Source organism: Microcoleus sp. w1-18aA5, assembly GCF_036701705.1.
Lineage (GTDB): Bacteria > Cyanobacteriota > Cyanobacteriia > Cyanobacteriales > Microcoleaceae > Microcoleus.
This window is the reverse complement of the sequence record NZ_JAUPTE010000023.1, coordinates 51,036-70,643: the sequence shown is the minus strand read 5'-3', so window position 1 is coordinate 70,643 and position 19,608 is coordinate 51,036. Positions and strand designations below refer to the sequence as shown.

The following is a 19,608-nucleotide window of genomic DNA, read 5'->3' as shown; positions in this document are numbered from 1 at the left end:
AGGTGCGGGAAATATAATAGGTATGGACTCTTCCATGCCTTATGGCAATGGGATTTTCGATTCGACGATTCGACTTAAATTGTGCCCGTCTCCTCACTAAAAGCAAAAGTCAAATCTGTCAGAGAACTTATCACGAGAATGTCACCGTTGCGCCATTCCAGTGGTATTTCCCACCAAGGGTATAAGTTCCGGCGCGATCGGCGGCACTCAAAAGAAGCATTTCCCAAAATGCCTCTGTCCTGGTTCGGCAACAAATTTTACCTTAAAAGCGGGTTGTCCGGGCACTGGCTAGCAGAACAGTTCTACCAAACTTGACAGAATCAAAAAAGCGCAGACTCAATGTTGGACGACAAATCCCTGTTTTCGGCGTAAGATGAGTGTACCGTAAACTGTTCCTCAAGAGGCTACCGGCAATTGATCCTACGCCGATTGGAGTGGGTTTATCTGTCTGGTTCTCTTTCTCGTCGTCCAACTTCTACTACCTTAACCGCGCCTGCATGGGTTTTTGGAAAAACTTATTTAGTAGTTCTGAGTCTGCCTCTGTACCCCAAACAGCGGATTTTGAGGAAGATGTGGCTGTTGGGTTAGGCGATCCGCTTTCCCCAACGTTTCGCAAACCCGCCAGCGGCAACGCTCGCATCTTTTTCAGTTGCGATCGGGACATTGACCTCTACGAACTCGAAGAACTTTGTAATGCAGTGGGTTGGTCCCGCCGTCCCCTGCGTAAAGTCAAAAAAGCTATTCAGCACAGCTTCCTAGTCGTCTCTATGTGGGAGATGCGGGGCAGCCAGCGACGGCTGGTGGGTTTCGCCAGAGCGACTTCAGACCATGCTTTTAATGCCACGCTTTGGGATGTGGTAGTTCATCCTGACTACCAGGGCAAAGGCATGGGCAAGGCGCTGATGAAATACATCATTAAAAAACTCCGCAGTGAAGATATCAGCAACATTACCTTATTTGCTGACCCTCAAGTGGTGGATTTTTACCGCAATTTGGGCTTTATGTCCGATCCAGAGGGGATTAAAGGTATGTTTTGGTATCCAGATTAGCAAGCAAGGTGCAGGTCGGCGTTGATTTGTTGAGGATATACAATACAATATTGACGCTGCCAACACCGAATGCACCTGTGCGGTGCGGTCAGTGAGACGTGGATGTATCTCGGCATCAGGGCCGTTATGAAGCTGTGCAAGTATTGTCAGTCGATTTGAGCAGAGCACGATAGGAGCTAGGGGGTGGTATGGGTTTTTGGGTGGGAGCAAACCGCACAACCTAAAAAAAACTTCGCCTTAGCTGCATCGAGAACTAAATATTTAATAAAGCTTGACAAGCAAGCGGTTTTGTGCGTTAATTGTTAGAGGTTAGCTAACTATAACACCGGGATGTAGCGCAGCTTGGTAGCGCGCCTGCTTTGGGAGCAGGATGTCGCAGGTTCAAATCCTGTCATCCCGATCGCACAATGTTAAATAATAGATTGAAGCAGAACTGTCTCTGATGTTTACATTTCGTCAAAATGAAAACAAATTGAGGCAGTTTTTGCCGATCGTGTTAAGTCGCCAGTCTTTGCGTTAATGTGTTTCAGGATCGCTCCTGATGGAAAAAACATGAAATCATTAGTTCGTTTGGGCGCAATATTGGGAATTGTCGGCTGCACTCTGCTGGGCCCCTCCCCAATTGGCAAGATGTCTGCACTGGCACTGCCGGAGCCGCAAATTTTGGAAAAATTGCGATCAGTGCCGGTATTTACGATTACAGACGCTCAGGGTGCGCCCCTGATCGCTTCTGTTCCCAAGCAGGGTCAGGGTCAAACTGGTAATGCTTCCGTGGCGGGAATTTTCATCAGCCAGAAAGATGCTCAAGCTTTTGTCGATCAACTGAAAACCAGAAATCCTCAGTTGGCGGCCACGGTGCGCGTGATGCCAGTATCCCTGGGCGAAATTTATCAGATCACTCAAGCAAATAAAGGCAAGCCAGAGGAAGTGCAATTTGCTTTCGTTCCGGCTCCGCAGCAGGTGCAGTCGGCTAAAACTGTACTTCAGCAGACTGGTCAACAAGTTAATGAGTTCAACGGTGTACCTCTGTTTTTGGCCAGAGGCGGCGCGGAAAATGGTTATTTGACGATTCAGCGAGGCCAGCAAGAGGTGATTCCCTTGTTTTTTAACAAGGAGGATTTACAGGGCATGGTCGATCGTTTTAAGCAGCAGCAGCCGAACGTGACTGCCACAATTAAGATTGAGGTGGTGAACTTGGAGAGCGTTTTGGAAGCTTTGCGTACTGAGAACGACCCGTTTTTGACCCAAATGATTTTGATTCCGTCGCGGGAGTCGCTGGAATTTGTGCGATCGCTCCAACCTGCTGGTGCGGGCCAAAATCCACAGGTGGCTCCGAATCAAACTCGACCGGCTCCAGCCCCGGCTCCAGCTCGACCGGCTCGCTAATAGTTAGTCAGCAGTCATTAGTCATCAGTCATCAGTTATTACTCATGAAATAGTAGGTTGGGTTTCTCGACTCAACCTACTATTTACTAATTACTAATTACCAGTTAGCAATTAACAATTACCCCTTCCAAAAAAGTATTATGTTTGTTTCTGGTTTAGAGCTTTGGCAGTGGGTGAATCAAGCTAAAACCGAGGCGATCACCTCTGACATTCCCCTAGCAGAAATCGACTGGCTGCTGCAAGAGCTGGCTGGTTTGGATAGGTTGGCTCTGCGTTTGGAGTCGTTTAAAGATTTGCCAAAAATTGAATTAAAGTTGTCTTTATCTGAACTTGCTCAATTGTGGCAGCGGCGCTTACAGGAACGGGTGCCGGTGCAGTATTTAACGGGAGTTGCACATTGGCGACATTTTTCGCTCAAAGTAACGCCAGCGGTGCTAATTCCCCGTCCTGAAACGGAATTGCTGATCGATTTGGCTGTAGAAGCTGTGAAAAGCCGTTTAGAAGCAGAAAATATCAATCAAAAATCTACCCCCCCCAACCCCCCCTTAGTAAGGGGGGGAGAAGATTTAAACTTCTCCCAGCTTCGGGGGGGAGAATTTGCCAAATCGCATTGGGTGGATTTGGGGACGGGCAGCGGGGCGATCGCGATCGGCTTGGCTTCTGCGTTGACAAATGCTAGGGTTTATGCGGTAGATTGCAGTTCGGAAGCTTTGGCAGTTGCTCGACTGAATGCTGAGAATTTGGGCTTTGAATCGCGAGTTAATTTTTATCAAGGTTCGTGGTGGGAACCGCTAGAATTTCTCAAAGGTCGCGTTAGCGGCATGGTGTCTAACCCGCCTTACATCCCCAGCAGCACGGTTCTGACTCTACAACCGGAAGTTTTGAGGCACGAACCTCATCTGGCCTTAGACGGCGGTTTGGACGGGTTAGATTGCATCCGGCATTTGGTAGAAACGGCTCCCGATTATTTAGAATCCGGGGGAGTTTGGTTGGTGGAGATGATGTCGGGACAGGCTGAGGCGGTAGCTGATATGCTGCAAAGTCACGGGAGTTACGGTGAAGTTCAGATATTTTCGGATTTAGCAGGAATCGATCGGTTTGCCTTAGCGTATCGACGTTAGGTTTCAAGAATATGTCGTACTTCTAAAATCTAAAATCTAAAATCTAAAATGGCATGACACAAGTTTCGATCGATGCCCTAGTTCAGGGGGCAATTTCTGGCAATCATATCGTCAGTTTTCCTACAGATACTGTACCCGCTTTGGCTGCGCGTCCCGATCGCTCGGAGTTGATTTTTGCAGCTAAACGTCGCAGTCAAGACAAACCGCTGATTTTGATGGCAGCATCGGCGAGGGCTTTGTGGCCTTACGTGCAGGGAAGTCCAGCAGAGTTAAACTTGTGGCAGCAAGTAGCCGAATCCTATTGGCCGGGGGCGTTAACTTTGGTGCTGCCGGCTTCAGCCAAAGTCCCGGCGGCTCTCAATCCCATTGATCGAACTACAATCGGAGTACGAGTGCCTGACTTTCCCCTTGCCCTCAAGATTCTAGAGCAGACAGGCCCTTTGGCTACTACCAGCGCTAATTTATCCGGCCAGCCACCTTTGGAATCGGTGGCAGAAATTGAGGCTCAGTTTCCTGAAGTCTTGACATTAGTTCCTTCGGAATTAGCAACAGCGACAACAGCTTCGAGTTTGCCTTCGACTGTGGCTAAATGGACGGGCAGCGAGTGGGAAATATTGCGACAAGGCGCGATCGAGTTAGAATGCTAAAAGCTAAACTCCAAGGCAAAGCAATATGGCGCCGATCGGCTGGAGCAACTTTATATATTTAGGTATGGGACTGGGGCTGGGTTTGGGAAGCAGTTTGATTTGGCGCCGGCGGCAAAAAAGCTCGCAACAGCCCGAACCTGCACCCAAAGTGCCGCCACCTCCTCAAGAAATTCAGTTAGAGAAGTTTGATGCTCTTTCCGACCAACTTAAGCAAACTCAATTGGCTTATCAAATGGCATCGGAGATGAGCCAATTTAAGGCGGGTTTTTTGGCTCGGACTTCTCACGAGTTGCGATCGCCCCTGAGCACTATGATTGGTACGCTGCAATTAATTCTCTCGGATTTGTGCGACGATCCTGCTGAGGAACGAGAGTTTGTCGAGCAAGCTCACGTCGCGGCACTCAAGCTGGTGAAATTGATAGATGAAATTATCTCTGTTGCTAAAACTGAACACGGCACTGACAGGATGGATATTGAGCCGATTCAGTTAGCTAAGGTTTTTGACGAGGTTGATGATTTAACTTACTTGCAAGCTGCTAATCGCGGCATTCGTTTGGAGATATTGCCGCCTGATCCGGAGATTTATGTCTTGGCAGATTTGCCGAGGTTTAGGCAAGTTTTAGTCCATTTGGTAGATACTGCTGTGGCTCAGATGGAGGAGGGGAGTATTTCTGTGTCTGCCCATGCTTCGCCGGAATCTGGATACGTTCACATTTGGGTGGATGATCAGCGTTCAGTGAGTGCTTGGAGCGAGTCTTGGGATTTGCTGAAGCACGATTTGGAGTGTGATGTTACTAAGAGCAGCGATAATTCTCAGGTGTCTTCTGGAATGAGGTTATTGATGAATCAGACTCTTTTAAGTTTGATGAGCGGAAAGTTGGAGGTTCTGGCTGTGCCTTCTGAGTCCGAAGAGTGCAATTTTAACCGGACTCAGTGTTCTATTCCTTTGGCAACTTTGTGATGAAGGAAGTTCGGTCACGCGCAATGTACGGGATCTAACGGAGGTGGGGAAGATGGCAAAAAATTTAACAGATTTAAAGGAGGGCGGGAAGATGGAAAAGGGAAGATGAAACAAGGAAATTATTTATAGGGAGTAAGGTGCGCCCTGACGCACCCTACATAATTATAGATTTTGGTGCCAATCTTGTGATTATTTAACAATTAGCAGTTAGCAATTCGCCGTTGCTAATTTCTAATTCGAGATTCTCTTCTAGAAGCTGATTTTCAAGTACCATGGTGGTGCTAGCGTTTTGCTGAAAACCGATGCGCTCGTAGAAGCTTTGTTTGTAAGTTGTCATCAGGTAAACTCGCTCTACTCGGCACATCCGAGGGTGACTCAAGACGGTTTGCACTAATTTACGGCCGAGTCCTGCACCTTGGTAATCCGGGTGAATGGCGACATCCCAGATGGTGGCTCGATAGATGCCATCTGAGGTGGCTCTGGCAAAGCCGATCGCCCGTGAGCCGTCCCAAACTGTAACAACTGGTTCGCTGTTGGCAATAGCAATTTCCCAATCTTCTATCTTGCGTTCCCTCGCCCAAAAGGCGGCGGCTTTAAATAGTTCTTGGATCTGTACGATGTCTGCGCGATCGCGACCTATACAAAATTGAATGTGACTGGAATCCCTAGTCGTTGATGTCATGCTCAATCTGCCTTCAAGTTGTATCTAAACTGTGTTACTTTTACTGTTTTACAGGAGTGAAAGTTGATTTTGCTTGGGAACGATCAATGGTTGAATTCCCATTTACACAACTATTTTTATTCATACATATTTTTTAACTAATTTCGGTGATTATTAATACTTTTTGGGGTAAATTTTGTAAAAAAGTCTTTGAGTCAAAATTCCCAACTTATAACTCATACCATTTGAGATTTTAGATTTCAGATTTTAGATGGGGAATGACTAATTTTTTAGGGTTTGGAGTTTGTCTACAGAGAAACCTGGTTTTTTTATAGCAATACTTCGTTACAACGGAAATGTTGCACCATTCTCAATAAGCTTTTTGTGAACAGGCTTTTCGGCCTGTTCCACAAGAAAATTCACTCTTTGTGGAACAGGCCGAAAAACCTGTTCTTGAGAATGGTGCAATATATCAGTTACAGCCCACCGAAACTGTAAAAACCTGGTTTCGAGGCGTCGTTTATCGGTAAGCGTAAGCTATAGCTAGTGTCTTGCCTAATTGTTCAAAAATCATCTATCGAGAGAGGTGTTGACTCCACAAGAACACCCGAAGATGGTGCTGTGGAGTCAAATCTCTAATCTAAAATCGAGTGAATCAGTTTTGCAGCCAGCGGGCGGCGTCTTTGGCGTGATAAGTCAAAATCAAATCACAACCAGCACGCTTGAATCCTGTCAAAGTTTCCATCACTACTCTTTCTTCATCTATCCAACCGTTAAGGGCGGCGGCTTTCACCATCGCATATTCCCCAGAAACGTTGTAAGCAGCAACTGGCAGGTTAGTTGCTTCCTTCACGCGCCAGATGATGTCCATGTAAGCTAAAGCGGGTTTAACCATGAGCATATCTGCGCCTTCGGCAATGTCGAGAGCAATTTCTTTCAGAGCTTCGCGGCCGTTTCCGGGGTCCATTTGATAGGTGCGTCGATCGCCAAATTGCGGAGCAGACTCTGCTGCATCCCGGAATGGGCCATAATAAGCTGAGGCGTATTTTGCCGCGTAAGACATGATGGGAATATCTTCAAATCCAGCGGAGTCCAATCCTTCGCGAATTGCTCCGACAAAACCGTCCATCATTCCCGAAGGTGCGATAATATCTGCACCGGCTTTAGCTTGAGCAACAGCGGTTTTCTTCAGCAATTCTAGTGTGGGATCGTTCAATACGCGGCCGCTTAAATCTCCGACTTCCAAATAGCCACAGTGACCGTGAGTGGTATATTCGCACAGACAAGTATCGACCATGACGATTAAATCTGGTACGGCTTTTTTAACTGCTTCCGTCGCTTTTTGGACGATGCCACAATCGTGCCAAGCACCTGTTGCGTCTGTATCTTTATCTGCGGGAATGCCGAATAAAATAATCGCGGGAATGCCGAGGTCGTAGACTTCTTTTGCTTCTTCTACTATTTTGTCTACCGATAGCTGGTAAACTCCCGGCATCGATGTGACTTCTTTAGCAAAAGCTTCCCCCGGTACAGCAAATAGGGGGTAAATTAAATCGCTGGTTGTCAAGATATTTTCGCGTACCATCCGGCGGAGTTGGGGATGGTTGCGGAGGCGGCGGGGGCGGTGAGTTGGAAACATAATGTTTTTTTTACGGTAGATAAAGCCCTGTTTTTGAGGACTCGCGGCGTTTCTTTAAAAGTCTAGAGCTTATTGTTGGCCGATCGCCCTTTACATAAGTAAACTTCTGTAAAACCCGCGATGTCCATTGTTCGTAGTCAGGAATGCCAGTCCTTTCTAGCTTTTCTCGTTTGCAGACTCAGGCCTAACTGTGGTTGGATCGGTTGGTACGGATATCTCGCTGGCTTCACACCTATAACCAGGCTGCCCATTCGCGAGGATAGACTGTAAATTATAAATGTATCGAATAGTAACGGTCTTATGTACAAGCAACTAATTTCAAAGATGAAACCGCTTTTGAAATCACTATTTGCGATCGGTCTGGTACTGACGCTAGCCCTCGGTAACGCTGACGGAGCTCTGGCTGCCCGCAGCGGAGGACGCATCGGCGGCGGATCTTTTAGTGCTCCGGCGCGCAGTTACTCGTCTCCTAGTCGCACTTACGCGCCGTCGGGAGGGGGTTACTACCCGGGCGGCGGATTTGGCGGCGGCTTCGGTTTCCCCTTCTTGCTGCCGTTTTTTGGCTTTGGGGGCGGGTTTGGCGGCCTGTTCTCGATTTTGATTTTTATCTCGATTGCTAATTTCCTCGTCCAAAGCTTCCGCCGCGCCGGGGGTGGAACTGACGAACTAGGCAACAGCGCCTCCACTACCACTGTATCTGTCGCCCGCTTGCAAGTCGGTTTGCTAGCAGAGGCCCGCGGTTTGCAAGCCGAACTCGACTCCCTAGCGCTAAAAGCGGATACCGATACTGCAGCAGGTCGTGCTCAAGTGCTCCAAGAATCTACCCTGGCGCTGCTGCGGCATCCTGAATACTGGGCTTACGCGGGCGCTGACTCTGTGCAAACTCGCTTGGAAGCAGCCGAAGCTAAGTTTAATCAATTTTCTTTGGCAGAACGCAGCAAATTTACTGAAGAAACGCTCTCGAATTATAACAATCAGCTCCGGCAAGCAGGGAGCAGCAATATCCTGCCAGGTTTGCAGGAAAATGGGGCGCTGGTTGCTTCTGATTTGAATTCAGATCCTGGGGAATTTATTGTGGTGACGGTGATTGTCGGTACTCAAGGTAAATTGCAATTGCCAGTAGTGAAAAACTCTGAAGATTTGCGCCAAGCTTTGCGTCAGATTGGGGGAGTATCGAGCGAGCAGTTGCTGGCGGTTGAGGTGCTGTGGACTCCTCAAGCGAATGGGGACACTCTGACTGCTGACGATATGTTGGCCGGCTATCCTGATTTGCGATCGATTTAGTGAGCAAGACTGGGCGCGGAGTATTGTCTGCCGCGCCCCATCCCGCACCAAAGCTGGGCGGGTGAACCCAATTGCTTTTGAGACGGGAATTTCGCGGGAGGTTGGGGAGGTCGATCGAGTTAAAAAAGATTGTTTAACAAATGCTAGTATTGAGAGATTATGTTTCAGCGTGATTCATCTGCTATGGGCTAAGCCTGCCCGATATGGGTTTTGCGAAGAAGTTAGGCAGGATAAAAAAAAATGTATTAAGCGAGGGCTGCTTCGGAAGAAGTTGCGATCGCGCGTCATCTAAATTTTATATAAATAAGCAAGCAGCGATCGAGAGCTAAAACTTATGGCCGACAGCAGCAGAAAAAAAGCACTTTTTATTTTGAGCCAGTTAAATAATGACGATATCAACTGGATCGTCCAAAAAGGTAAAAAGGAAGTTCTAGATCCGGGCGGGATTTTGATCTATGAAGGGAGACAGATAGATGCGCTCTACATTGTTTTGAATGGGAGTTTGAGCGTTTTAATCGAGGCTGAGCGGACTAGAGAACTCGCTAAAATAGCCAGCGGAGAACTGGTGGGAGAAGTATCTTTCATTGATGCTCGCCCTCCTTTGGCAACGGTAAAGGCGATCGAAGAAACTCACTTGCTAGCAATTCCTAGGCGGCAGTTAGTCATCAAACTTCAAAACGATATGGGCTTTGCATCCCGGTTTTATTATGGAATTTCACTGTGTCTGGCAGACAGAATGCGCGGTACGATCCGACATATAGAATACGGTCGCAATATTGAATTAGATCAACCAGAATTTGAACGAGAGGATATCAATCCTAACGTCCTGGAAAATTTGGCGCTAGCTGAGGCTAAGTTTAATTGGCTGAGGGAAAATCTTAAACCTTAAGGAATTTTAAGGCGTTTTTAAGCTGGGTCTGAAAACTTGCCGATTGATACGGTCATTGAGAGATGTACGATGTAACTTCTCAACTCAAAAAACAGATGTGCAGAACGAAATAGGGGCGGGTCGTACCGGAAATATCGATCATCTATAATTGCCGAAACTATAAAAACCCGCCCCTGTGCTTTGCCGTTGCAACCTCGCGCGCCCAAATGCAACTACCAACTAGACAATCTAGATAATGCCCGGCCCTTTGCCGCGGGTGTCTGCATCCATTGTCAGTTTTCCTTCTTCGCCTTTTTTATCTTTGATTTCTGCGAGAATTCGAGCGCGTTCTGCAGCTTCGGCTTCTTCTTTTGCTCTCAAATCGCCCGGTTCGTTGATGTACATTTCCGGTTCGACCGCGTAATTGTTAACCAGACCTTCTTTGTCTACTGTATAACCATCTGTAGTGTGAATGCTTTCGTCATCGGTTTGGTCATCGGTTTTTGCACTTTTCTGCTTGCCTTCGGTGGTTGTGTGCATGAAGTTAGCCCCTTCCCGTTCTTGCCGCGCTGCTGTCTCAGCAGGAGTAATGCCCCTGTCATAGTGGGGGGCTTCCATATTGGCTTCGATTTGTTCGTCGGCCGGTGTTGATTTGCTAACTTCTTTTTTGGGGGGTATTGGTTGGCGATTAGTCATGATTTATTCCTGAGTTATCTTTTCAAAAAGGTCTTTGGCTTATGTTTAAATAATAAGTGTAAGCTAACTCATTAACAAACTATCTTTGGTTATAGTTTGCGAGAAATTGCTGCAATCTCCCATACATTTAGTGAGTCTTCCTCAAGACTGATAAATTTTTATTTTTATTAAAATTTTCACATTTTTATACTCTTTGACATCTATCTAAAGACAGATAATATCCTTTCAGGTCAATTACCTCTAATCAAGGGGTTTGTAGTGAGGACTTTGGTCTTCAGATTTTTATCATGACTAAAGTCCAATGGCACAGAAAAAGGCTTAATCACTCCCTCCGTTTAGCTTTCAAGACAGAGCGAGGTTCCTGCATTCGAGCATACGGTTTCTGCCTGGGTTTCCAAACACTAGATTCAGAACGCTCAGGTCGAATCGTAAGTAAATTAGTTGCCACCTGTTCCAAAAGTAATTGACGCCATTGTCGCTGTTGGCATTTTCCTGTAGTTGCCAACAGCATCAATAACAGATTCAACTGCTGCCTGGTTGATTGGAATGAGAGTTGAAAAACTGTATTTTCTGACAAAGATACAGCCTGCCACATAATGGTACGTAATCAAGTGTAAGCTAATCAGTATGTCCAGATTTCTTTTCTCACCATCACCGGAGTTTTAGCTGTTAATATCTCCATTTTTAACGTGGTTTTGAGATAGCGTCAATTAACTGCTGCCGACCAACGAAACCCATATAAACAAGTCAACTTTTTAACAGTGTACCGTTTTGTATCCACCAATATTGTCACTACAATGATACGCTCAGCTCTAAAGCCACGGCGCTTAATTCGCCATACTTTCCGGACGATGAAACTAGACGGCCATGCCTCGAGTTCCTCCAAAGTCATGTGGGTTGGGACAATGTTGGGGCTGATTCCCGACGACTTTTTGAGCGCCAATTCCCAACTTTTTTCCCCGCCCTTAAGTCAGTTTTACGGAAATGATTTTTACGGAAAACAGCATCTGCTCCTGGCTGTTTCACCACAAATAAATCGACATAATTATCATAAGCTTGCTATGGCAATATCACATCGTCGGGGACTAAATTTGCATAAATTAAAAGGCTGAGCACAATCTCACTGCTCGCCTGCGTTAGCTATGCCAGCGGATACCACAGCCAAGCGTGAGCAATCAAAAGAGTACCACTATTTTAGCGATGGTTCATCCACACCCAGCTTTTTGATTGCTGTGTTGCGGATACTCGGCTTGATTAGCAGCAGTATGATTCATCAACACTGTTGTCCCATCTAGTACCCGCACCCGTCGTCCACACCATTGTTGTTCTATGGGAACTTGCTTTTCTCTCTTCCTCTGCGACTATGGGTACTAACTGTTGAACGAGTTGATCTGGTAGTCGCTGACGAGCTTTACTGTATGCCCCGGTATCAGAAGAAGGAGGCTGGACTCCGGCGGCACTGAGCCACGTACTCATCCGCTTCACGGCCCCACTCAAACTTTTGTCGGGAGCGAGTACCTGGGATATCATCGCCCACAATGTGACTATCGGTGTGTAGATGCTTTGGTCGTAGGTGATTTTCTCATTCGCTAGAAGCTCTTGGACTAACGAATCTGGCAGCAGCTTCTCCCAAGGTGAGGCAACGCTCGGCAAAAATTGTTGTTTAAGAATGCACGCACGATTTGGCATAATGGAGAGAGATATTTTGGTTGGTCGGGCAATTATGTAGATATTGCCTTACAGATTTTTTGGGGTTCACTTTTTCAGTGCCATTGGGCTAAAGTCCTCACTACGAACCGGATCGATCGTCCTCAAGCGCTAAGCGGAGGAATTTGACCGGGCATGATATCAAGTATCATCAGGTAACGGTGGCAGTAATGCCTCTAATTGCACCAGTAAACCAGGCAAAACACTTGTAACAAGATTCCAAATAACTTCTGGTCTCGCTTGGTCATAACGGTGAACTAAAATATTGCGTAAGTTAATCGCATTTCGCCAATCAATTTCGGGATGAAACTGCTGAAACTCGATCAAAACTCTGCGAGCTGCTTCGCCCAAAATCCCCAACTGCCGCTCTACGGCACTTTGCATAAAAACACTTTCCAGGTAAGTGTCGTAAGAAGCATCAGTAGTAAACTGTTGAATCCGACGGATTGCTTGCTCCATGCCCCAAAGTGAAGCACTATCCCGATCGTTCGCTGGCATAAATCACTCGATGCGTTTTCAAAATGTTCGATCGCCGATAGGGATTTTCTAACCGATTCTTTTCAACCAAATCCACAGAACGATGAAATAAATGCTCTATCTCCTCCTGTATACCCAATAAATGAGACAGCGTGAGGTGGTGCGAGCGCTCGTAAGTAACTAATACATCCACATCGCTATCAGGGCGAAAATCATCCCGCAGCACCGAGCCGAACAGGGCAAACTCGACAATGTTCCAGCGCTGGCAAAATTGCGCGATCGCATCTAAAGAAACTTTTAGGCGATCGCTCACTACATATTGTAAATCCGCTTGTAACTCAATCATGGGCGAGTCAACCTCAGACTACAAAATTCAGAGAATCCAAGCATTGCTATAGCAGGCGCTAATTTACCACACTTGAGCATCCCAGACACATTTAAGTTTTCGCTGCAAACAAAATTTACTAGACTTACTGATAAGATGAGAGGAGCTAGATTGAGAGGTCATCTTATGTCGCCGATAAAACAACGCCTTCTAGAAGCGATCGAACGGACTCCTGAATCGCTTTTAGAGCAAACCCTGACATTCCTGGAATTTTTGACCAGTCGGACACAGACCGCACTCGCCCCAGACTTCGACTGGGATTTTGACTCAGACACCGACTCCAACGACAAAATCCTCGCTGACCTGAAAGCCTCCCTCCACCAAGCCAAAGCGGGACAAACCTTCCCCATCGATGAGCTCTGGGACGGCATCAATGTCTGATATGCCAGTCCAACTCAAATTCACGGCACTCTTCAAACGTCGCCTCAAAGGACTCGCTAAAAAGTAGCGCCAAATTCAAACCGATGTTAAGCCCGTCCTCGATCAGATTATCCAAGGAAACTTCATCGGAGACCAGATTACAGGCATCCCATACACCGTTTACAAAGTCCGGGCTAAAAACAGTGATGCCCAAGTTGGTAAGAGCGGTGGCTATCGTTTGATTTATCAAGTTGAATCACCGACCAGGTTGTTTTACACCTGATTTACTCGAAATCAGAACAAGCAAACGTCTCGGCCGAGGAAATCCAAACTGCGATCGCACAATACCACGCAGAACCAGGCGAATAAGACTTTTTTCAAGTCTAAACTTTGGATATCGCCGACATTGATATCACATATGGCCCAAGTCCCGACCTTCTGGCGGCAGCAGTGTATCTTTGAGAGTTGACACAAATTTTTTAAACTTGTGCTAACTCTTGACTACATACTGACTAGAGTGAAAAATATGCAAAAACGCCCGCAACAAACCAACCAACCTATGAACTTTTCAGAAAAATCAGGGGGCAAAAGTCCCACATCCACAAAAACCAACCCAACAAAGAATCTCGGCGTCGGAGGATTGCGGAAATTACTGCTCGCCGCCGGAATAGCCTCTGTGTGCGCTAGCTGTCAAAATCCTCAAGCACCCACCGCCACAACTCCCGGAGGCAGTCCCGGAACCAGTCCCGCAGCCACTCCCGTCGCAGTCAGCAACCCCGGAGACCCAAATACTGTCAAAATTGTCTCCATGCTGCCGATGACAGGCAGCGCCTTGGGTCAAGCTCAAACAATGGTCAACGGTATCCAACAAGCCCTCGCCGAAACCAACTCGAAAGCTTGCGACGGCAAAATCCAAATCCAATACGAAGTTTACGATGACGCCACCGCCGCCGCCGGCAAATGGGACCCTGCCCAAGTAACGTCCAACTCCAACAAAGCCGTGGCTGACGGTTCGGTAGTTGCCGTCATCGGTCACTATAACTCCGGTGCAGCCAAACTTTCCATTCCCGTGCTCAACCAAGCTAACATCGTCATGATCAGTCCGGCCAACACTTATCCGGGACTGACTAAACCAGGAAAAGGCGAAGCCAAAGAACCCAACGTTTATTATCCCGCTGGCACTCGTAATTTCACCCGCGTTGTCCCCGCTGACGACCTTCAAGGTGCTGTAGCTGGCAACTGGGCGAAATCTTTAGGCGTGCAAAAAGTCTACATTCTAGACGACCAAGAACTCTACGGCAAAGGCATCGCTGACGTTTTTGAAGCAACTTCTAAAAAGTTGGGAATTCAAGTCCTCGGAAGAGAGGGAATTGATATTAAAGCTAGCGACTATAAGGCGTTAATGAATAAAATCAAAGCTTTAAATCCCGACATGATTTACCTTGGAGGCACTACTCAAAGCAATGCGGGACAAATAATTAAAGACATGAGAAATGTCGGAATGACGCCTGATGCGGTTAAGTTCATGGGGCCCGACGGCATTAAAGAGCAAGCTTTAATTGACGCGGCAGGCAAAGATGCCGAAGGAGTTTACGCTACTTTTGGTGGCTTGCCTCCTCAAGAATTGACTGGTGCGGGTGCGAAGTGGTACACAAGTTACAAGGCAAAATATAATGCTGAACCGGAAGCTTATGCAGCTTACGCCTATGAAGCTGCTAAAGTTGCGATCGGCGCAATTAATAAAGTTTGCAAAAATGACCGTGCTGCTATCCGCGAAGCTGTCTTGGCAACTAAAGATTTTAACGGGGTACTCGGCACTTGGAGTTTTGACACCAACGGCGACACGAGCTTGACTACAATGTCAGGAAATGTTGTTAAAGGTGGCAAGTGGGAGTTCGTGAATGCGCTCAAGACGGAATAATTAGTCAGTTGTCAGTTGTCAGTTGACTGTTGTCAGTAGTGATTTTAACTGGTTCCTAGGCTCTGCTTAGGAACCAATATAACTCTTGGTCTGCTGGGCTTTCCGATCCGAAAAATTGGAGGTAGAGCCTCCGAATCCGCGTTTCTAATATCTGCCTAGAAACGAGTAGAATGAATGTTCCTAATGCCCAATGCCCAATTCCCAATTACTCAAAAACATGAAGAACTGGAAAAGTATTCTCTTATATATAGGTGTAGTTTATATAGTTTTGCTATTAGGCCCGATCGCAGGATTTGATTTGCCAAAAATCCTGGGAGAAATAGTCAGCAATCCTGAAGTTTTTATCCAACAATTATTAGTGGGTCTGGTGAACGGGGCGCTGATTGCAATTATTGCCTTGGGTTACACTATGGTTTATGGCATTATTGAGTTAATCAATTTTGCTCACGGCGATTTGTATATGTTGGGTGCTTTTGCTTCCCTAACCGTGTTCGGGGCTTTTGGGATTCAAGATGGCGCACCTTTAGGTATTGCTATACCAGTGATGTTAGTCGCTTTAATTGTATGTTCGGTGTTTTGTGCTGGACTGAATATTGTTGTCGAAAAGTATGCTTATCGACCGTTGCGAAATGCTCCCCGTTTGGCTCCTTTAATTTCAGCAATTGGAGTTTCTTTTATTTTCCAAAATATGGGTCTGTTTTGGGGAGGATTGAAAGCTTTTATTCCAGTGATGGGTTCTAATTCGGCGGCTCCGAAAAGCTTTCCCGATTTGTTGCCGCGAGTTGATATTCTAAAGTTTTTGGGAATTCAAACGAGTATTGTATTTACTACAAAAGATTTAATTGTGTTGGTGGTGGCGGTGGTATTGATGGTTTTGCTTCATGTTTTTGTGCAGTACACTCGTCTGGGAAAGGCGATGCGGGCAACTGCTCAAAGCCGCGATGCTGCTAAAATTATGGGAATTAATGTGGATCAGATTATTGCTCTGACTTTTTTGATTGGGGGAGCTTTGGCGGGTTCGGCAGGAATTTTGGTTGGTCTGTACAACAATACTATTGTTTTTACGATGGGGTTTACGGCGGGTTTGAGGGCTTTTACGGCGGCGGTTTTGGGGGGGATTGGCAATATTGTCGGGGCGATGTTAGGAGGGGTTTTGATTGGGTTGCTTTCGTCTTTGAGCGATCAGTATTTGTCGAGCCGCTGGACTAATGCTTGGGTGTTTGGGGTTTTGGTGGTGATTTTGGCTTTTCGACCTGGGGGTTTGTTGGGCGAGAATGTTCAGGAGAAGGTTTAAAGGTGCTGGGTTGAAAAAATGGCAAAAGACATTTATCATTATCAAGTAAGGACTGCTTTAGAAAAGGATGGGTGGATAATTACAGACGATCCTCTGACTCTGTAATTTGGTTCGCGCAGTGTGTTTGTGGATTTGGGAGCTAAACAACTGCTAGCAGCCGAACGCGATGGACAAAGAATTGCAGTTTAAATCAAAAGTTTTGTCGGCAAATCTCTAGTAAAAGATTGGGAAAATACGATCGGGCAATACTTTTTGTATTTAAAAATACTATCGAAAAAAGAACCAGATCGTACCCTCTATCTAGCAATTACTGAAGAGATTTATACCAGCTTCTTTAATGAAGATATCGTACAAGTTGTACTTGGAGACGGAGTAATCAAAATTGTCGTTGTCGATACTATTCAGGAGGTTATTACCAGATGGATAAACTAGACAAATACCGCGACTTAATTTATAAAATTCTGTCGTACTATGCCAGCCTACCCTACAGATACGCCGATCTTAATAGCAAAGTCATTGTCAGCCAAGACCGCAAGGATTTTTTATTGATGAATGAAGGTTGGGAGGGTCAAAGGCGAGTTCACTATTGCCTCATTCACGTCGAGATTCGCGAAGGAAAACTCTGGATTCATTATGACGGTATTGAAGACGGCATTACTGATGAATTACTGGAGGGTGGCGTCCCGGAAAATTGCATTGTCTTGGCGTTTCATTCGCCGGAAGTCCGCAAACATACTGGATTTGCGATCGCCTAAAATATCCACCTCGATCATTTTAAATATTCCCTGGTTTCAACCAGCCAAAAACTTCACCTAAAGTCAACTGCATTTCCGGCATAAAATTGGGCATCGGAAGTATATCTGTTGGTTCTTGCAAGGAAATAGGCTGCTGCCTTGCGGGATAGGCTAAAATGTTTTTTTCATCGGGATCGAGCAACCAACCCATCTGACAACCAGCATTCAAACAGTGCAAAATATTGTTTGTGACTTTGGTTTGGCTTTGGGCTGGGGACAAAATTTCTATTGTCCAGTCTGGGTGAGCATTAAACGTATTGGCAATTTCGCGGTCAGCGTCTAGGGGAATGCGATTCCAAACAAAAATCGCGACATCGGGAACAATAGAACGTCCGCCAAACGTGCAGCGAAGTTCTGGAAATGCCCAAGCAATCCGCTGAGGTTTGCCCGCTGCATTAACCCTCGTGATGAGTTCTCCCTGAATTGTACTATGTTTTCCTTGCGGCATAGGTTTTTGTACGATCGCACCTTTGATGTATTCGCTAGCGGGTTTGGTTTCTGGGAGTTGCAAAAACTCGTCCAGGGTGATAGTTTTTTGAGGTGCTTGTACCATATAGCGATCGCCCGTTTGAAGTGTGTTGGGGTAACAGTTCCAGTATATAGCAGTTGAGAGTTGACAGTTGACAGTGACTAATAACTAATGACTAATAACTAATGACTAATGACAAATCAAATAATCCAAGCAATTAAATCGAGCGGTATTTTAGGGGCGATCGCCTCTTTGACGGTTTTGTTATTCGGCGGTTGGAGCGGCACCGTGATCGGCTGGCTGATGGGTACGGCTGCAGGGTTTATGAGCTGTCAGAATCAGAAAATTTACAGCCCAAAAATGGGTGCGACTATCGGCAGTTTCGCGGGAATGGGGTTGGGAGTTTGGCTGTTAATTGCGAGTGTGGTAGAAGGGGTTTTGATTAGACCTTTTTCTGGTCAATCTGCTGTGGCTTTGCCGACTACGCTGCTGTACGGGATTTGCAGTTTGACGATCGCAATTTTGACCGCTACGTTAATGGGTGCTTTGCAGGGCTTGCAGGGAGAACGCCAGCGGCTGGCAACTCTGGTGACATTAGCTTTTATTCTAATTCTGTTTCCGTTTATCGACATTCAGGCTCAGACTGGCTGGATTGCTACTGTAGTACAGATTCAAATCTTTATTATGTTGGCGCTGGGTTTGAATATTACTGTGGGTTTTGCGGGTTTGTTGGATTTGGGATATGCGGCGTTTTTTGCGATCGGCGCTTACACGACGGCTTTGCTATCTTCTGGGCAATTAAATATTGCTTGGAACTTTTGGGTGGTGTTGCCGATCGCCGCCGGTGTAGCTGCGATCGCGGGCGTAATCCTCGGTATTCCGACACTGCGACTCAAGGGCGATTATTTGGCGATCGTTACCCTCGGTTTTGGCGAAATTATCCCGGTTGTCTTTAGGAATTTAACCGCGATTCGGATCGACGAACCAGTCTCGAAGATTGTTGCGGCTGTTTTGGGTAAACCTGAGTTGGTGCTGTGTCTGGTTGGGTGCGATCGACCTTTTAACCTCACCGGCGGCGAAGCGGGAATAAACCCGATCGGGCGTCCATCTCTCCCCATTATCGGCACTTTCAGCACCGGCAACTACTTTCCCTGGTACTACCTAATTTTGCTGCTAGTTGTCTTTGCTTACTTCATGATTTCGCGGCTGCGAGATTCCCGCTTGGGCAGGGCGTGGAATGCCATGCGCGAAGATGAATTAGCCGCGAGTGCGATGGGAATTAACCTAGTCAAAACCAAACTTTCGGCTTTTGCGATGGGAGCGACGTTTTCGGGCTTTGCAGGCGCGTTTTACGCCGCCTATATCAGCGCGATTTTTCCCAGCGTTTTCGATTTCTCGGTGTCGGTAATCATCCTCTGTATGGTGATTTTAGGCGGTTTGGGCAACATGACCGGGGTGATTTTGGGGGCTATCATTATCATGTCTGCCGATCGACTTTATCTGCCACAATTAGCGCAAGTCCTCAAGGGTTTTCTGAATACTTTTGTACTCCCCAGGATTGCAATTCCCCAGTTGCGAGACTTTCTGGCAACCAGTTTAGACCCGATTCAAATGCGCTTATTTCTATTCGGTCTAACTCTGGTTGTCATGATGATCGTGCGGCCGGAGGGGCTGATTCCTGATAAGATACACCAAGCTGAACTGCATTCTGATGCTGAAGCGAGCAATGAGTCTTTAGCAGATGCGAGAAGTAAGTAAATAGGTAAGGGCAAAAACCATAGTATTTTGTAGGCGGGTTTAGCTAAGAATCTAGGATGCAAGGGAGTTTAGGGGTGTAAAAACCCCGTCCTCATCTAATGTTTACTTGTAACCAACTACTTAGTAAGGGT

The 19,608-nt window shown here is 46.5% G+C and carries 19 protein-coding genes, 1 tRNA gene and 2 pseudogenes; 14 read left to right on the top strand and 8 right to left on the bottom strand.

Translation table 11 applies throughout. The features are described from left to right. Window positions 1-74: 74 nt before the first annotated feature. Window positions 75-254 (bottom strand): hypothetical protein, encoded by a 180-nt coding sequence (locus tag Q5691_RS11215; RefSeq protein WP_333309163.1) that lies wholly within the window; start codon window positions 252-254, stop codon window positions 75-77. Window positions 255-497: 243 nt separating this feature from the next. Between Q5691_RS11215 and Q5691_RS11210 the strand changes: the two genes are divergently transcribed. From Q5691_RS11210 to Q5691_RS11185, 6 genes are all read left to right on the top strand, one after another. Then, the gene (locus Q5691_RS11210) at window positions 498-1,049 is read left to right on the top strand and encodes a GNAT family N-acetyltransferase (RefSeq protein WP_172187348.1); all 552 of its coding nucleotides are present in this window, start codon (window positions 498-500) and stop codon (window positions 1,047-1,049) included. Window positions 1,050-1,375: 326 nt separating this feature from the next. Further along, a tRNA-Pro gene (locus tag Q5691_RS11205) sits at window positions 1,376-1,449 on the top strand. Window positions 1,450-1,601: 152 nt separating this feature from the next. Further along, window positions 1,602-2,435 (top strand): Tic22 family protein, encoded by an 834-nt coding sequence (locus Q5691_RS11200; protein ID WP_333344864.1) that lies wholly within the window; start codon window positions 1,602-1,604, stop codon window positions 2,433-2,435. 140 nt (window positions 2,436-2,575) lie between these two features. Further along, a complete protein-coding gene (locus tag Q5691_RS11195; RefSeq protein ID WP_333344862.1) occupies window positions 2,576-3,556 on the top strand; it encodes a HemK/PrmC family methyltransferase in 981 nt (326 codons plus the stop codon). 53 nt (window positions 3,557-3,609) lie between these two features. Next, window positions 3,610-4,203, top strand: a complete 594-nt coding sequence (locus tag Q5691_RS11190; protein ID WP_333210661.1) for an L-threonylcarbamoyladenylate synthase — start codon at window positions 3,610-3,612, stop codon at window positions 4,201-4,203. Window positions 4,204-4,228: 25 nt separating this feature from the next. Continuing rightward, the gene (locus tag Q5691_RS11185; RefSeq protein ID WP_333309159.1) at window positions 4,229-5,164 is read left to right on the top strand and encodes a HAMP domain-containing sensor histidine kinase; all 936 of its coding nucleotides are present in this window, start codon (window positions 4,229-4,231) and stop codon (window positions 5,162-5,164) included. Window positions 5,165-5,357: 193 nt separating this feature from the next. On the opposite strand, the gene Q5691_RS11180 is transcribed toward Q5691_RS11185, so the two are convergent. Continuing rightward, a complete protein-coding gene (locus Q5691_RS11180; protein WP_333053288.1) occupies window positions 5,358-5,846 on the bottom strand; it encodes a GNAT family N-acetyltransferase in 489 nt (162 codons plus the stop codon). 634 nt (window positions 5,847-6,480) lie between these two features. Further along, the gene (gene hemB / locus Q5691_RS11175) at window positions 6,481-7,464 is read right to left on the bottom strand and encodes a porphobilinogen synthase (protein ID WP_333210665.1); all 984 of its coding nucleotides are present in this window, start codon (window positions 7,462-7,464) and stop codon (window positions 6,481-6,483) included. Window positions 7,465-7,764: 300 nt separating this feature from the next. Here hemB and Q5691_RS11170 point away from each other — a divergent pair, with 300 nt between their 5' ends. After that, window positions 7,765-8,748, top strand: coding sequence for a DUF1517 domain-containing protein (locus tag Q5691_RS11170; RefSeq protein WP_333210666.1), 984 nt, complete (start codon window positions 7,765-7,767; stop codon window positions 8,746-8,748). 334 nt (window positions 8,749-9,082) lie between these two features. After that, window positions 9,083-9,637 carry a cyclic nucleotide-binding domain-containing protein gene (locus Q5691_RS11165; protein WP_333210668.1) on the top strand — a complete coding sequence of 185 codons (555 nt, stop codon included), beginning with the start codon at window positions 9,083-9,085 and terminating at the stop codon, window positions 9,635-9,637. A 228-nt stretch (window positions 9,638-9,865) separates the two neighbouring features. Here Q5691_RS11165 and Q5691_RS11160 read toward each other — a convergent pair whose 3' ends face one another. The 4 genes and pseudogenes from Q5691_RS11160 to Q5691_RS11145 form a co-directional block, all read right to left on the bottom strand. Beyond that, window positions 9,866-10,312, bottom strand: a complete 447-nt coding sequence (locus tag Q5691_RS11160; RefSeq protein WP_333080986.1) for a hypothetical protein — start codon at window positions 10,310-10,312, stop codon at window positions 9,866-9,868. Between the two features lie 322 nt (window positions 10,313-10,634). Next, window positions 10,635-12,001 (bottom strand): annotated as a pseudogene (locus Q5691_RS27675) (IS4 family transposase). Between the two features lie 159 nt (window positions 12,002-12,160). Then, window positions 12,161-12,517 carry a HepT-like ribonuclease domain-containing protein gene (locus Q5691_RS11150; RefSeq protein WP_333210672.1) on the bottom strand — a complete coding sequence of 119 codons (357 nt, stop codon included), beginning with the start codon at window positions 12,515-12,517 and terminating at the stop codon, window positions 12,161-12,163. Continuing rightward, on the bottom strand, window positions 12,495-12,842 hold the full coding sequence (locus Q5691_RS11145; protein ID WP_333344860.1) for a nucleotidyltransferase domain-containing protein: 348 nt from the start codon (window positions 12,840-12,842) through the stop codon (window positions 12,495-12,497). Before Q5691_RS11145 ends, Q5691_RS11150 begins: the two co-directional genes overlap by 23 nt. Window positions 12,843-13,007: 165 nt before the next feature. Between Q5691_RS11145 and Q5691_RS11140 the strand changes: the two genes are divergently transcribed. The 5 genes and pseudogenes from Q5691_RS11140 to Q5691_RS11120 all read left to right on the top strand — a co-directional run bounded on the left by Q5691_RS11140 (window position 13,008) and on the right by Q5691_RS11120 (window position 17,211). Next, the gene (locus Q5691_RS11140) at window positions 13,008-13,262 is read left to right on the top strand and encodes a hypothetical protein (protein ID WP_333344858.1); all 255 of its coding nucleotides are present in this window, start codon (window positions 13,008-13,010) and stop codon (window positions 13,260-13,262) included. A 538-nt stretch (window positions 13,263-13,800) separates the two neighbouring features. Then, window positions 13,801-15,162: a branched-chain amino acid ABC transporter substrate-binding protein gene (locus Q5691_RS11135; RefSeq protein WP_333210677.1), complete on the top strand. Its 1,362-nt coding sequence runs from the start codon at window positions 13,801-13,803 to the stop codon at window positions 15,160-15,162. 190 nt (window positions 15,163-15,352) lie between these two features. Continuing rightward, a complete protein-coding gene (locus Q5691_RS11130; protein ID WP_333344856.1) occupies window positions 15,353-16,456 on the top strand; it encodes a branched-chain amino acid ABC transporter permease in 1,104 nt (367 codons plus the stop codon). An 18-nt stretch (window positions 16,457-16,474) separates the two neighbouring features. Then, window positions 16,475-16,888: pseudogene (locus Q5691_RS11125) on the top strand (element excision factor XisH family protein). Beyond that, the gene (locus Q5691_RS11120) at window positions 16,876-17,211 is read left to right on the top strand and encodes a XisI protein (RefSeq protein WP_333344854.1); all 336 of its coding nucleotides are present in this window, start codon (window positions 16,876-16,878) and stop codon (window positions 17,209-17,211) included. The pseudogene Q5691_RS11125 and the gene Q5691_RS11120 overlap by 13 nt, the downstream one beginning before the upstream one ends. Before the next feature lie 19 nt (window positions 17,212-17,230). On the opposite strand, the gene Q5691_RS11115 is transcribed toward Q5691_RS11120, so the two are convergent. Then, window positions 17,231-17,803 carry a Uma2 family endonuclease gene (locus tag Q5691_RS11115; RefSeq protein ID WP_333344852.1) on the bottom strand — a complete coding sequence of 191 codons (573 nt, stop codon included), beginning with the start codon at window positions 17,801-17,803 and terminating at the stop codon, window positions 17,231-17,233. A 108-nt stretch (window positions 17,804-17,911) separates the two neighbouring features. Here Q5691_RS11115 and Q5691_RS11110 point away from each other — a divergent pair, with 108 nt between their 5' ends. Further along, on the top strand, window positions 17,912-19,477 hold the full coding sequence (locus Q5691_RS11110; protein ID WP_333309148.1) for an ABC transporter permease subunit: 1,566 nt from the start codon (window positions 17,912-17,914) through the stop codon (window positions 19,475-19,477). Window positions 19,478-19,608 lie beyond the last annotated feature (131 nt).